Origin of the sequence: Nonomuraea sp. NPDC048881 (assembly GCF_040649795.1) — a bacterium.
Lineage (GTDB): Bacteria > Actinomycetota > Actinomycetes > Streptosporangiales > Streptosporangiaceae > Nonomuraea.
The window spans coordinates 26,979-40,513 of the sequence record NZ_JBEZGC010000021.1 but is presented as its reverse complement, the minus strand read 5'-3'; the positions used below and the strand labels follow the sequence as shown (position 1 = coordinate 40,513).

Below are 13,535 nucleotides of genomic sequence, written 5' to 3'. Positions count from 1 at the left end.
GCCGGGCGGCGTTCCCCGGCACCTGGCGGGCGCGCCCGGCCGTATGTCACGCGGACCGGTCGCGGGCGGCGGCCACGGCGGCCTGGCCGAGGCTGAGGCCGCCGTCGCCGGGCGGCACCCGGGTGTGGGTGAGCACCCGGAACCCGGCCCCGCGCAGGCGCTCGACGGCCCTTTCCAGCAGCAGCGCGTTCTGCAGCACCGAGCCCGACAGCGCCACGGTGTTCAGGCCGGTGCCGTCCCTGAGCATGACGCAGCAGCGCACGACGGCGTCGGCCACGCCGTTGTGGAAGCGGCCCGCGATCGAGCCGGTGGCCACCCCGGCCGCGACGTCGGCGGCGGCGGCCCGGACGAGGTCGGCGGCGTGCACGACGAGCAGGTCGCCCTCGGTGATGGTCGCCGGGTACGAGCCGCTCTCGGCCGGGTCGGCGCGCTGTTCGAGCTCGGCGGCCGCCTGCCCCTCGTAGGTGACGGCGTCCCGGATGCCGAGCAGCGCCGAGACGGCGTCGAACAGCGGCCCGGCGCTGGAGGTCATGGGCGCGCCCAGCCCGGTGCGGGTCCGGGCGAGCACGTCGGGCCATTGGGCGGCGTTGCGGCGGACGACGTCCAGGCCGGGGTGCTCGTCGCGCAGGTAGGCGGCGGCCATGCGCCACGGCTGGCGGACCGCGGCGGCGCCGCCGGGCATCGGGACCAGGGCCAGGTGTCCGAGCCGGTGGCAGGAGGTCAGGTCGGCACGCAGGAACTCGCCGCCCCACAGCGTGCCGTCGAGGCCGTGGCCGGGGCCGTCGAGGGCCACGCCGATCACCGGGCCCGTCTCGCCGTTGTCGGCCAGGCAGGAGGCGATGTGGGCGTGGTGGTGCTGGACGCCGACCAGCTCGACGCCGGTCAGCTCCAGGGCGTGCCTGGTGGACAGGTAGCCGGGGTCGAGGTCGTGGGCGACGACCTCGGGACGGATGTCGAACAGGCCGCAGAAGTGGTCGATGCCCTCGACGAAGGAGCGCAGGGTCTCCTGGTCGTCCAGGTCGCCGATGTGCTGGGACAGGAACGCGCGCCGGCCGCGTACCAGGCAGAAGGTGCTGCGCAGCTCGGCGCCGCAGGCCAGCACCGGGCGGGGCGCGGGACGGCGCAGCGTGAGCGGCTCGGGCGCGTGGCCGCGGGCGCGGCGCAGCACGGTGTGCCCGCCGGACCAGGGGCGCAGCACCGAGTCGTCGGCAGGCACGTGGATGGCCCGGTCGTGGACCAGGAAGGCGTCGGCGATGCCGCCGAGCCGGGTGACCGCGTCGGCGTCCTCGTAGGCGAGGGGCTCGTCGCCGACGCTGCCGCTGGTCAGGACCATGGGCTCGGCCAGCTCCGCGAGCAGCAGGTGGTGCAGCGGCGTGCAGGGCAGCATCAGGCCGAGGTCGCGGCTGCCGGGCGCGACGGCGTCGGCGACGGGCGCGCCGGGCAGCCGGGGCAGCAGCACGATCGGGCGCGCGCGGCCGGTGAGCAGCGCGGCGCCCTGCCCGTCGACCGCGCACAGCCGGCGGGCCTGGTCGAGGTCGGCGACCATGACGGCGAACGGCTTCTCCGCGCGGTGCTTGCGGGCCCGCAGCGCAGCGGCGGCCTCCTGGTGGGCGGCGGGCACGGCCAGGTGGAACCCGCCCAGCCCCTTGACGGCGACGACGCGGCCGGCCCGCAGCAGGGTCGCGCAGGCGCTGACCGGGTCGCCGCACAGCTCGGCGCCGCGGGCGTCCAGCAGGCGCAGGGACGGGCCGCAGGCCGGGCAGCAGGTGGACTCGGCGCGGAAGTGGCGGTCGCCGGGGTCGTGGTACTCGGCCGAGCAGCCGGCGCACATCGCGAACCCGGCCATGGTGGTCAGCAGCCGGTCGTAGGGCACGCCGCGCACGACGGTGAAGCGCGGCCCGCAGTTGGCGCAGGCGATGAACGGGTAGCGGTGGCGGCGGCCTGCCGGGTCGGCCAGCTCGCGCAGGCAGTCGTCGCAGGTGGCGAGGTCGGCCGGGACGAGGGCGCGGCGCGGGCCGGCCGGGTCGCCGGCGGCGATGCTGAAGCCCCGGTGGCCGGCGGGCGCGCCGCTGACGACGGTGACGCTCTCGATCTCCGACAGGGCGGGCGCGTCGCGCTCCAGCGCGGTCAGGAACTCCTCGACCCCGGCCAGGGCGCCCTCGACCTCGATGAACACCCCCTCGACGTCGTTGCGCACGCGGCCGGCCAGGCCGAGCCTGCTGGCCAGCGAATACACGAAGGGGCGGAACCCCACGCCCTGGACGACGCCTTCGACGCGGACGTCCACCCGTTTACGGACGGTCACAGGCCCCAGTGTGCGCCTCGCCGGGGCGGCTTGTACGCCGGATGACGCGTGTCGCGGCCTTCCTCTCAGGAAGTCAACGTGCCCATCTCCCCCGGTGGGCATGGAAAGGGCCGCGCGGACGGCCGCGCGGCCCTTTCCAGACGTTCCCTACAGGTACTGGCCGGTGTTGGCGACCGTGTCGATCGAACGGCCGGCCTCGGTGCCCTGCTTGCCGGAGACCAGCGTGCGGATGTAGACGATCCGCTCGCCCTTCTTGCCGGAGATGCGGGCCCAGTCGTCGGGGTTGGTGGTGTTGGGCAGGTCTTCGTTCTCGGAGAACTCGTCGACGCAGGCGGTGAGCAGGTGTTGCACCCGCAGGCCCTTCTGACCGCTCTCCAGGAACTGCTTGATGGCCATCTTCTTGCCCCGGTCGACGATGTTCTGGATCATCGCGCCGGAGTTGAAGTCCTTGAAGTAGAGGACTTCCTTGTCACCGTTGGCGTAGGTCACCTCGAGGAAGCGGTTCTCCTCGCTCTCGGTGTACATGCGCTCCACCACACTCTGGATCATGCCGTGGATGGTCGCCTCGCGAGAGTCGCCGTGCTCGGACAGATCGTCGGGGTGCAGGGGAAGCTCGGCCAGCAGGTACTTGGAGAAGATGTCCTTGGCCGCCTCGGCGTCGGGCCGCTCGATCTTGATCTTCACGTCCAGGCGGCCCGGCCGCAGGATCGCGGGGTCGATCATGTCCTCGCGGTTGGAGGCGCCGATCACGATGACGTTCTCCAGGCCCTCGACGCCGTCGATCTCCGACAGCAGCTGAGGGACGATGGTGTTCTCCACGTCGGACGAGACGCCGGAGCCTCGGGTGCGGAAGATCGAGTCCATCTCGTCGAAGAACACGATCACCGGGGTGCCCTCGGAGGCCTTCTCACGGGCCCGCTGGAAGACCAGGCGGATGTGCCGCTCGGTCTCGCCGACGTACTTGTTGAGCAGCTCCGGGCCCTTGATGTTGAGGAAGAAGCTCTTGCCGGACTGGCCGGTCTTCTCCGCGACCTGCTTGGCCAGGGAGTTGGCGACCGCCTTGGCGATGAGCGTCTTGCCGCAGCCGGGCGGGCCGTAGAGCAGCACGCCCTTCGGGGGACGGAGTTTGTGCTCGCGGAACAGGTCGGCGTGCAGGTAGGGCAGCTCGATGGCGTCCCTGATCTGCTCGATCTGCCGCATGAGCCCGCCGATCTCCTCGTAGGAGATGTCGGGGACCTCCTCGAGCACGAGCTCTTCGACTTCGGACTTGGGTATGCGCTCGTAGACGTAGCCGGAGCGGGGTTCGAGCAGGAGCGAGTCACCGGCCCTGATGGGCTGGCCGACCAGCGAGTCGGCCAGTCGCACGACACGCTCCTCGTCGGCGTGCGAGATGACCAGGGCCCGCCTGCCCTCGTCCAGCAGTTCCTTGAGCATGACGATCTCGCCGACCTCTTCGTAGCCGAGCGCCTCGACCACGTTGAGTGCTTCGTTGAGCATGACCTCCTGGCCACGCCTCAGCGAGTCGACGTCGACGGCGGGGCTGACGTTCACCCGGAGCTTGCGCCCTCCGGTGAACACCTCGATCGTGCCGTCTTCTCGGGCTTCAAGGAAGGTGCCGAAGCCGGACGGCGGCTGCGCCAGCCGGTCGACCTCCTCCTTGAGAGCGACGATCTGGTCCCGGGCCTCCTTGAGTGTGGCCACCAGGCGCTCGTTCTGGCCTGTCACGGCCGCGAGATTCGCCTGTGCCTCATGGAGACGTTCTTCGAGGACTCTGGCCTGACGGGGTGACTCGGCCAGCTTCCGCCTCAGCGCGGTGATCTCCTCCTGGAGGAAGGAGACCTGTGTTGAAAGATCAGCGACCTCCCGTTCGCGCTGCGCGGCTCGAGCCTCAGCATCATCGCGAGCTGCCACGCCCCGTCACCTCCTTCCCAGTCGAGGGCGACTACTAAGGACCTTACCTATCTCGGGCCCCTCCGTAACCTGGCCGGGCAGTGTTCGTCGAGTGACATGCAGTATTCGGTGAATAATCCCCAATGGTGCGTTTAATACTCCCAGCATATGAACACGGCGATCTGTTCCCGTGTCACGCACCAACGCACCCTCGTGGCCAAATTGTCATAGTTCCTCGGTGGTTCCCTTCGGTCGGCGGCGTCGCGGCGGCGGCGTCACTCCGTCTGCCATGCGGCGGGCGCTGACGAGGAAGCCGGTGTGGCCGATCATCCGATGATCGGGACGAACCGCGAGCCCTTCGACATGCCAGTCGCGAACCAGGGTCTCCCACGCATGAGGCTCGGTGAAACACCCGTGATCGCGAATGGCCTCCACGGTCTTGGACATCTGGGTGGTGGTGGCGACATAGCAGCAGATGACGCCGCCCGGCGTGAGGGCCTTGGCGGCGGCGTCGACGCACTCCCAGGGGGCCAGCATGTCGAGGATGACGCGGTCGACGTCGGCCTCGTCGATCGAGGAGACCAGGTCGCCGACGACCAGGCGCCAGTTGTCCTCCATCGGGTCGCCGAAGAACTTCTCCACGTTCTTGCGGGCCACCTCGGAGAACTCCTCGCGGCGCTCGTAGGAGGTGACGTGGCCCTCGGGGCCGACGGCGCGCAGCAGGAAGCAGGTCAGGGCGCCGGAGCCGACGCCGGCCTCGATCACCCGGGCGCCGGGGAAGACGTCGGCCATGCCGACGATCATCGAGGCGTCCTTGGGATAGATGACGGCCGCGCCGCGCGGCATCGCGAGCGTGTAGTCCTGGAGCAGGTGGCGGAAGGCGAGGTAGGCGGTGCCGCCGGAGGACCGCACGACGGAGCCTTCAGGCTGCCCGATCAGCTCGCTGTGCGGGATGGCGCCCTTGTGCGTGTGGAAGACGCCGTCCTGCTTGAGCGTGATCGTGTGGCGCTTGTTCTTGGGGTCGGTGAGCTGCACCTGATCCCCTGCCTGGAACGGCCCATGCCTGCGGAAACCCATGGCGGCAAGGTTATATGGGTTTCTCACGCGCGCGGACGCGCGGTATCTATGGGGGATGCTCCCGCGCGACGTGATCTCCACCGGTCCCCTGATCCTGCGAATGCCCGCCGACCCCGACGCAGAGGCGATCGCGCGCATGATGGACGATCCCGTCACCGCCCGGCATCTGCCGCTGCTGCCGTCGCCGTACCGGATCGAGGACGCCCGCGCCTACCTGAAGTTCGCCGAGGACAAGTGGGCGTCGGGCGGCGCGGAGTGGGCCGTCACCGAGGACGGCCGGTACGCCGGCGCGATCGGGGTCCGCCCGCCCGACCGCTGGGGCACGGCCGAGATCGGCTACGTGGTGGCGCCGTGGGCGCGCGGCAGGGGCGTGGCCGCCCGGGCCGCCAGAGCGGTGTCCGACTGGCTCACCGACCAGGGTGTGCACCGGGTGGAGCTGCAGGCCGAGGTGGAGAACGTGGCCAGCCTCAGGGTCGCGCTCAGGGCCGGGTTCCGCGAGGAGGGCCGGCGGCGCAAGGCCAAGCGGCTGCGCGACGGGCGGTGGGCCGACCTGGTGTCCTTCGCCCGGATCGCCGGGGAGCCGGCGGCGGCCGAGGAGCCGTACCTGCCCTTCTTCGACGGCGGCGAGCTGACCGACGGCGTGGTGCGGCTCGTGCCGCTCTCGGTGGAGGACGCCCCGGAGTACCACCGGATGATGTGCGACCCGAGTGTGACCGCCTACTCCCTGACCCCGCCCGCCTCCCTGGAGGAGGACGAGCAGCGCTGCCGCTGCACCGGCTACTGGTGGGTCACCGGGCAGCGGATCGAACTGGCGGTCAGGGACGCCGCCACCGGCGCGTTCGCCGGGCACCTCCAGCTCATGCAGGTCGTCCCCGTGCTCGGGCAGGCCATGATCGGCTACTCGCTGGTGCCGGATTTCCGCGGCAGGGGGTTCATGACCCGCGCGGTGCGGCTGCTGGTCGACTGGGCGTTCGCGCGCACGGCCCTGCACCGGGTGGTGGCGGGCACCGACGTGGTGAACGCGGCCTCGCACGCGGTGCTGGAACGTGCCGGTTTCAGCAGGGAGAGCCTGCACCGGGAGCTGTTCCCGAAGCCGGACGGCACGCGGGCGGACGACGTGGAGTGGGTGCGGCTGCGCTCGTCGTGAACGGCTCGACCGGCCCTCCCTGCGAAATGCGGAAAAATCGCAATTTCCTGTTGAGGGGTAGTCAAGAGCCGCGTCGAGGGTGATACTCCGGGCACCGTTCGGAGTTTCGCGTGATCGGGCCGCGCGATCTCTTCCCCCCTCCACCCGAGGGAATCACCGCGATGCCAAACAACCGTGTCGATATCGCCATGCGTGAACTCATCACCGCGTTCTCCTGCCTGGAGGTCGCCGACGTGATCGATCGGCTCGCGCGCGCCGCGGCGGCCGTGGCGGGCACCGCGTACGCGGGGTTCGTGCACGTGGACGTCCTGCGGCGGGACGCCCGTCCGCTGCACGTCCACGCGCCGCCGGGAGACCCGCTGCGGGTTCGGCGCTGGTTGTCGGGGTCCGGGGTGCTGAAGGAGCTGGCCGCCGCGGAGGGGTCGCTCCGGCTGGCGCGGGACGAGACGATGGGCGAGCCGGGGTTCCTGGCCGTGCCGGTGCCGGCGCAGGTCCGCGACCACACGTTCGTGTGGGTGGCGGGACGGGGGTTCCAGGAGGGGGACGAACACCTGCTCAGCCGGTACGCGACGGCGGCGGGACGGGCGGTGGAGGGGGCCCGCGGCCTGGAGGCGGCCGTGCGCCTGCTGCGCGGCGTACGCACCTTCCGCCCCACCTGACCCCCAGCCCCAGCCACCCTCCCGGACCGCCCGCCCCTTCGGGCATGGACCGCCCCTTCCGAACCCCCACCCCCTCGAAACACCTGCACCTTCGGGCCTGCATGCCCCTTCAGGGCGGGCTGCACCTTCGGGTCTGCCACCTCTTCAGGGCGGGCTCCACCTTCGGACCGCCCGCCCCTCGAAACGGCTGCACCTTCCGGACTTCCGCCCCCTCGGAACGACTGTCCCATCGGCACGGCCGCCCCTTTGGGACGGTCCGGATCCCTCTTTCGGAAAGGGCCGCGAGCCCGGTCCCGACTTTTCCCGAAATATCGCCCAGCGCCCACGAAATCCCCTTACTCACCCCCTCCCCCGGCCCCGACAATTCCCATTCAGCCATTTGCCACCGGACATTCCTGACGCATTTCCTAAAGAGTTTCCGGAAACACGAACGCCCGCACCCCCGGGAAAGAGGTGCGGGCGGACAGGTGCCGGGATCAGCCCCGGTGGGCCTCGAAGCGGAGCGTGCGGGAGACGCCCACGCGGACCGTCGTGCCGGGCGCGATGGTGACCGGCTCGTTGGGCGGGATGTCGTAGAAGTTGGGGTCGCCGGGCGGCTGGATCTGGGTGCCGTTGACCGAGCCCAGGTCGACCAGGTTGACGTCCCAGCCGTCGAGGGCCACCCGCAGGTGGCGGCGCGAGACCGAGCCGTCGGGGCTGGTGACCTTGGCGGGCCGGGCCGAGCCGCCCGCCACCTCGGGCGCGCGCTCGGGGTCACGGCCCAGCAGGTAGTCGCTCTCCAGCGGCAGCGCCGTGCCGTCGTCGAGGATGAGCACCCCGAGCGAGGGCCGCGGCCCCTTGTACGGCACCAGCGTCCGCTGCACCAGGGCGATGCCGCAGACGGCGCAGTAGGGCACCCTCGGGTCGTTGAAGTGGTCGTTCTTGCAGTCGACCCCGTAGACCAGCGGGCGGTCGCCGTGGTCGCCCTGCTGCTGCTCCTGCGGCGGCGGCCCCGGGTGGTCGAAGTGCTCCGGCGGGCCGAGCACGGGCGGGGCCGGCTGGTCGAAGTGATCGGGCGGACCCATGTGCTGCTGCTGGTCGGCCATGCCGTTGCCGGACGGCGGCAGCTCGTCGTAGGACGGGAACTGCTGCTGGGGCTCGGGCTGGGGCTGCTCCTGCACGGGCAGGAAGGGAGGCTGGTCCTGGGGCGGGAGGTAGGGCGGCTGCTCGTGCCCGAACGGGGCCTGCTCCTGACCGAAGGGCGGCTGCTCGTGCCCGAACGGCGGCTGGTCCAGCGACGGCGGGCCGGAGTGAGGACCGGAGTGGGGACCGGGCTGAGGGCCCGGGTGCGGGACGCCGGCCTGCGCGCCCGAGGGCGGACCCTGGACGATCGGCGGCTGGTCGGCCAGCGGATAGGGAGGCCGCTCGACGGGCCGCTCCACTGGCCGCTCGGCGGGCCGCTCGGGCGGCGGCGCCAGGTCGGGCTCCATGTGCAGGGCCGTGTTGGGCATCTCGCTGGTGAGCGGCCTGGACCGGTCGGCCGCCTGTCCCTGGGGACGGACGTGCGACGGCTGGTCGGTGAGGTCGCCGATCAGGCCGCCGCCGTGGACGACGCCGCCCTCGAAGCCGACCGCGGGATGCGCACTGCCGGCGCCGGGCAGGGTGAGCTCGACGCGCTCGACCGGGCCGCTGATCAGCCGGTCGGCCCAGGTGAGGGAGTCGCTGCCGGCCAGGCGCGTCTCGCCGCCGGAGGTGCTGACCGAGGCCGAGGCCGAGCCGCTGACCAGCACGGCCACGCCGCCGCCGACGGGACCGGCGACCGCGCACGTGGCCGGGTCGCCCGCCATGTTGGCGGCCAGCACCTGCGCCGCGCGGCGGGCCAGCGCCCGGCCGTCGCCGCCGGAGGCCGCCGTCTCGCGCAGCGCCTCGATCAGGCCGTCGGCGGCCGCCTCGCCCGCGTCGCACACCAGCAGCAGGCCGCCGATGTAGGCGACCAGCCCGTCGCCGGGAAGGGGACGCACCACTCCGAAGCCCTGGCCGCTCATGCGCCCTCCCTCATGACGACCGTGCTGCGCTCATCGGTGCCCTCGCTGCGCTCGGTCACTCAACTCTCCTCCCGGAAGCCGGCGGTATTACGGCACCCGCACTGCCGTGCCGGCCACCAGCCATACGCATACCCAGACGACGACGCCGTGTCGCGGCCCAGGCGTCTCGATTCGGTGAACCGGTGGACCACGACCAACCCGTCAACTGTGCAAGTTCGGCCAAACAGAAGACTATCGGCCTGCCGTCCTGGCATCGAAATCGCCGGGCTACGGGAAGTGGCCGGACAAGACCTTAGCCGCAAACGCGCCGGGCATGTCAGACCCCGGTGAAGACGCGGTTGACGTCGGCGGTGGCGAGCACGCCGTAGATGTCGCCGCCTTGCTCCACCAGCAGGTACTCACCCGCGGGGGCCGAGCGCATGGCGTCGATGAGCGGCTCGCCGGTCAGGTCGGCGGCCAGCACCATGGTCGGTTCGAGCGCCTTGGCCAGCGAGCCCACGTCGACCCACGGGCGCCGGTGCTCGGGGGTGGCCTGGACGGCGGCCTCGTTGACGATGGCGACCGGCCGTCCGTCGTGGTCGACCACCACCAGGGCGCCCGCCCGCTGCTCGGCGGCCTGCCGCAGCGCCTCGGCCAGCGGCGTCTCGGCCGCCACCGGGATCGCCCTGCGGGCCAGCGCGCGCGCGTTGACCTGCGGGATGCGGGCGCGGATGCGGGCCACGCGCAGCGACTGGGTGGCGCCCATCCAGATGAAGGAGGCCAGCACCACCGGCCACAGCAGCTCGACCGGGTCGAACTCCTGCCCGCTCGTCATCGACGTCGCGAACGGCAGCACGACCAGCAGCACGGCCAGCACGCGCCCGCCCCAGGCGGCCACGACCGTGCCGGAGCCGGGGTTCCTGGTCAGCTTCCACACGCCCGCGCGCAGCATCCGGCCGCCGTCGAGCGGCAGGCCGGGCAGCAGGTTGAACACGCCGACGATGAGGTTGGCCACCCACAGCTGCCAGATGAGCACCTCGGCGATGCCGCCGTCGTTGATCACGTACGTGTCGGCGAGCAGGCCGAGCCCGGCCAGGCCCAGCGACAGGGCCGGCCCGGCGGCGGCGACCAGGAACTCCTTGCCCGGCGTCGGCGGCTCCTTCTCGATCTCCGACACGCCGCCGAGGAAGTAGAGGGTGATCCGGCGCACCGGCAGGCCGAACATCTTGGCCAGCACGCTGTGGGCCAGCTCGTGCAGCAGCACCGAGACGTAGAGCAGCACGGCGAAGACGAAGGCCACCGCGTAGGCGACGGTGCTGTCCAGCTCGGGCAGCATGTCGCGCATGCGGGGGCCGAACATGACGGTGATGAAGGCAGCGACGATGAACCACGTCCAGGAGACGTACACCGGGATGCCGAAGGGCCGCCCCATCCGAAGGCCGGGGAACTCCTGACGCGGGCTCTGCTCGCTCACCGCACTCCTCGTACGTCCATTACGTGCTGTTGCTGCCTCGATGCTACGCGCCGGATCACGTGATCCTCGTCCCGGCGAGGGTTATTCTGTCGGGCTCTTGACCTAGAGTGCGGTGCATGACGTTGACCGAACCGGTGATCATCGGAGCTCTCTCCCCGTCCCGGGCAGGCGATTTCATGACCTGTCCCCTGCTCTACCGGTTCCGGGTCATCGACCAGCTGCCCGAGAAACCCTCCCCCGCGGCCGTGCGCGGCACCGTGGTGCACGCCGTCCTGGAGCGGCTCTACGACCTGCCGGCGCCGCGCCGGTCGGTGCAGGCGGCGCTGGAGCTGCTGGAGCCCCAGTGGCAGCGCCTGCTGCAGGAGGACGAGCAGTACGCGCGGATGTTCGCCGACGACGCCGAGCAGGCCGAGTGGCTGGCGCAGGCGCGGGCGATGCTGGAGCGCTACTTCACGCTGGAGGACCCGACCCGGCTGGAGCCCGCCGAGCGCGAGCTCTACGTGCAGGCGGTGCTCGACGGCGGCCTGATGCTGCGGGGCTACGTCGACCGGCTCGACGTGGCGCCCACCGGCGAGGTCCGGGTGGTCGACTACAAGACGGGCAGCGCGCCCGGCCCCGACTTCGAGGCCAAGGCGCTGTTCCAGATGAAGTTCTACGCGCTGGTGCTGTGGCGGCTGCGCGGGCAGGTGCCCCGGCTGCTGCAGCTGGTCTACCTGGGCGGGCGCGGCGAGGTGCTGCGTTACGCCCCCGACGAGGCCGACCTGCTGGCCACCGAGCGCAAGGTGATGGCGCTGTGGACGGCGATCGAGCGGGCGCTGGAGACCGGCGAGTGGCGCGCGCGCCGCAGCCGGCTGTGCGACTGGTGCGACCATCAGGCGCTGTGCCCGGAGTTCGGCGGCACCCCGCCGCCGGTGCCCGACCGCCAGCCCGGCGACACGGTGCGCAGCAACCGGCGCGCCGCCACCGACGAGCTGTAGCCCTGGGCCCGTAGCCCTCCCGCAGGCCGCCCCTTATCCTCCGAAGGGAGGAGTTCAAGGCTCTCACCTGGGCCTACAGTGAAGCGGTGCGGATCGACCGACCCCTGTTCCACGACACGGTCCTGGCCGTGGTGGTGGCCGCGGCCTCGGTGACGCTCTTCCTCCTCTACGGGCCCGAGCGCCTGGAGCCGGCGGAGCTGACGACGGTGAGCATGCGCGCTCCCGACGGGCTCGGGGCGACGCTGCTGGTGCTGGCCGCCGCGCCCATCGCGGTGCGCAGGCGCTGGCCGCTGGCGGCGCTGTGCGCCGGCCTGATCCCCGAGACGGCGCTGACCGCGCTGGGTTACGGCACCGGCGCGTCGGGGGTGTCCAGCCTGGTGCTGGTGTACTCGGTGGCCTCCAACCGGGGGCTGGCGGTGGCGCTGGGCGGGCTGCTGGTCTCGCTGCTGACGTACGCGGTGGGGGCGGTAGCAGGGCCGGTCACGCCGCCGGGCGCGAGCGGGCACGTGGTGGCGGTGCTGGTGCTGCTGGCGGTCTGGGGGGCGGGCAGGAGCCTGCGGCTGCGGCGGGCGTACCTGGAGGAGCTGCGCGACCGGGCGGCCCGGCTGGAGCGGGCCCACGCGGCCGACACGCGGGCCGCGCGGGCCGAGGAGCGCTCGCGCATCGCCCGTGAGCTGCACGACGTGGTGGCCCACCACGTGAGCGTGATGACGGTGCAGGCGGCCGCGGCGCGGCGGGTGCTGGCCGCCGATCCCGACCTGGCGCGGGAGGCGCTGTCGGCGATCGAGAACACCGGGCGGCTGGCCATGTCCGAGATGCGCAACATCGTGGGCGTGCTGCGGACCGACGCGCGGGCCGAGCTGGGGCCGCAGCCGGGCGTGGGCGACCTGCCGGGGCTGGTGGAGCAGATGCGCGAGGCGGGGCTGCCCACGCGGCTGCGTGTGGAGGGCGAGCCGCGGCCGCTGCCCGCGGGGGTCGACCTGGCCGCCTACCGGCTGGTCCAGGAGGGGCTGACGAACAGCCTGCGGCACGCCGGGGCCGGGGCCGAGGCGGTGGTCACCGTCTCGCACGCCCCCTCGGGCCTCGACGTACGCGTCGAGGACGACGGCAGGGGCGCCGCGCCTGCGGCCGACCGGACGGGCCACGGCCTGGTCGGCATTCGCGAGCGGGTCGCACTCTATGGTGGAATTCTGAACATCGGTCCGCGACCGGGGGGCGGTTTCGAGGTGCGGGCGAGGTTCCCGTTGAAGGACGGCCAATGACGATCAGAGTGCTGCTGGTGGACGACCAGCCGCTGCTGCGCACGGGATTTCGCCTGATCTTGGAGGCCGAGTCCGACATCACGGTGGTCGGCCAGGCCGGCGACGGCAAGGACGCGATGGAGCAGACCAGGGCGTTGCTGCCCGACGTGGTGCTCATGGACATCCGCATGCCGGGCGTCGACGGCATCGAGGCGACCCGCCGGATCGTGCGGGAGGCCGCGCCCACGGCGCACGTGCCGAAGGTGCTGGTGCTGACCACGTTCGACCTCGACGAGTACATCGTGGAGGCGCTGCGGTCGGGGGCGTCGGGCTTCCTGCTGAAGGACGTGCCGCCCGACGAGCTGGTGCAGGCGATCCGGGTGGTGGCGGCGGGCGACGCGATCGTGGCGCCGAGCGTGACCAGGCGGCTGCTCGACCGGTTCTCCAAGCGGCTGCCCTCGGCCTACGAGCAGGCCACGCCGGCCCGCCTCGACCGGCTGACCGAGCGGGAGCTGGAGGTGCTGCGGCTGATCGCCAAGGGCATGTCCAACGCGGAGATCGCGGCCAAGCTCGTGGTGAGCGAGACGACGGTCAAGACGCACGTGGGCAACGTGCTGACCAAGCTGGGGCTGCGCGACCGCGTGCAGGCCGTGGTGCTGGCGTACGAGACCGGGCTGATCACGCCCGGCGCGACGTCCTGAGGCCGCCGCCCCGGCAGGAGGGCGGCGGCCGCAAGGTCTCAGGGCCCGCGTCAGGCCCGCG

10 protein-coding genes are annotated in these 13,535 nt (G+C 72.2%); 5 read left to right on the top strand and 5 right to left on the bottom strand.

All coding sequences use genetic code 11. From position 1 onward, the window contains the following. Nucleotides 1-46: 46 nt before the first annotated feature. The 3 genes from hypF to AB0C33_RS43190 form a co-directional block, all read right to left on the bottom strand. On the bottom strand, nt 47-2,305 hold the full coding sequence (gene hypF, locus AB0C33_RS43200; protein ID WP_358299014.1) for a carbamoyltransferase HypF: 2,259 nt from the start codon (nt 2,303-2,305) through the stop codon (nt 47-49). A 147-nt stretch (nt 2,306-2,452) separates the two neighbouring features. After that, nucleotides 2,453-4,216, bottom strand: a complete 1,764-nt coding sequence (gene arc, locus AB0C33_RS43195) for a proteasome ATPase (protein ID WP_358299011.1) — start codon at nt 4,214-4,216, stop codon at nt 2,453-2,455. A 204-nt stretch (nt 4,217-4,420) separates the two neighbouring features. Further along, on the bottom strand, nt 4,421-5,272 hold the full coding sequence (locus AB0C33_RS43190) for a tRNA (adenine-N1)-methyltransferase (RefSeq protein ID WP_352326892.1): 852 nt from the start codon (nt 5,270-5,272) through the stop codon (nt 4,421-4,423). Between the two features lie 55 nt (nt 5,273-5,327). On the opposite strand from AB0C33_RS43190, the gene AB0C33_RS43185 reads away from it, so the two are divergent. Further along, complete coding sequence (locus AB0C33_RS43185) at nt 5,328-6,419, top strand: GNAT family N-acetyltransferase (RefSeq protein ID WP_358299008.1); 1,092 nt, start codon at nt 5,328-5,330, stop codon at nt 6,417-6,419. A gap of 188 nt (nt 6,420-6,607) precedes the next feature. After that, nucleotides 6,608-7,078 (top strand): hypothetical protein, encoded by a 471-nt coding sequence (locus AB0C33_RS43180; RefSeq protein ID WP_352364046.1) that lies wholly within the window; start codon nt 6,608-6,610, stop codon nt 7,076-7,078. Between the two features lie 476 nt (nt 7,079-7,554). On the opposite strand, the gene AB0C33_RS43175 is transcribed toward AB0C33_RS43180, so the two are convergent. Next, on the bottom strand, nt 7,555-9,102 hold the full coding sequence (locus AB0C33_RS43175; RefSeq protein ID WP_358299006.1) for an FHA domain-containing protein: 1,548 nt from the start codon (nt 9,100-9,102) through the stop codon (nt 7,555-7,557). A 316-nt stretch (nt 9,103-9,418) separates the two neighbouring features. Next, on the bottom strand, nt 9,419-10,555 hold the full coding sequence (locus tag AB0C33_RS43170; protein ID WP_358299004.1) for a site-2 protease family protein: 1,137 nt from the start codon (nt 10,553-10,555) through the stop codon (nt 9,419-9,421). A gap of 116 nt (nt 10,556-10,671) precedes the next feature. Here AB0C33_RS43170 and AB0C33_RS43165 point away from each other — a divergent pair, with 116 nt between their 5' ends. The 3 genes from AB0C33_RS43165 to AB0C33_RS43155 all read left to right on the top strand — a co-directional run bounded on the left by AB0C33_RS43165 (nt 10,672) and on the right by AB0C33_RS43155 (nt 13,474). Beyond that, nucleotides 10,672-11,532, top strand: coding sequence for a RecB family exonuclease (locus AB0C33_RS43165; RefSeq protein ID WP_352364040.1), 861 nt, complete (start codon nt 10,672-10,674; stop codon nt 11,530-11,532). Between the two features lie 86 nt (nt 11,533-11,618). Next, nucleotides 11,619-12,794, top strand: coding sequence for a sensor histidine kinase (locus AB0C33_RS43160; protein WP_358299001.1), 1,176 nt, complete (start codon nt 11,619-11,621; stop codon nt 12,792-12,794). Beyond that, nucleotides 12,791-13,474: a response regulator transcription factor gene (locus tag AB0C33_RS43155; RefSeq protein WP_358298999.1), complete on the top strand. Its 684-nt coding sequence runs from the start codon at nt 12,791-12,793 to the stop codon at nt 13,472-13,474. The genes AB0C33_RS43160 and AB0C33_RS43155 overlap by 4 nt, the downstream gene beginning before the upstream one ends. The last annotated feature ends 61 nt before the right edge of the window (nt 13,475-13,535 follow it).